The following is a 495-nucleotide window of genomic DNA, read 5'->3' on the forward strand; positions in this document are numbered from 1 at the left end:
TGAATAGCCTGTTGCGCCTTTTATTGTGAGTATGGGAGCGATTGAATTGCTGATAGGGCTGGCAGCTGCGTCAAACTTTGATGCCCATATCGCATTCCACGCTACACAAAATTCGTTTGTGTCGATGGGCGATTTTGCAAGTATGTGGATATGGGGATTTGTTGCTGTGTCGCCAAAGTGCCTAAACACAACGCGATCAAAGCGGCGCTGACAGCTACGGGATTTCCCGTATAGTGTGTGATCCAGCGTGTTAAGACAGCTGCGCCATAGTTTTGCAGCAGCGTCAGTTTTGTTGCCATCAAGTAAGTAAAGGCGGCCAAAATTGAGCGTTGCGTAAATGTCCCAATCGTATGCCTCCATCCACGCTTCCCAAGTCCAGTTTACTCGCTTTTGCCACATAACCGCGTTCCTTTCGCAGTTATTTATCCTTTGCTTACAAAGGCAGTTAGAAAATGGTCGTTCTTGTTATGTTCTGGCCGTAGCATTGCGGCAGCT

1 protein-coding gene is annotated in these 495 nt (G+C 47.7%); it reads right to left on the reverse strand.

Annotation, left to right across the window (positions count from 1 at the left end):
- Positions 1-360 (reverse strand): hypothetical protein (locus AB6A65_RS16570; RefSeq protein ID WP_371039486.1); only part of this gene is annotated, 360 nt, incomplete at its 3' end.
- Positions 361-495 lie beyond the last annotated feature (135 nt).

This window comes from Rhodosalinus sp. FB01 (assembly GCF_041365715.1).
In the GTDB taxonomy this organism is placed as follows: Bacteria; Pseudomonadota; Alphaproteobacteria; order Rhodobacterales; family Rhodobacteraceae; genus Rhodosalinus.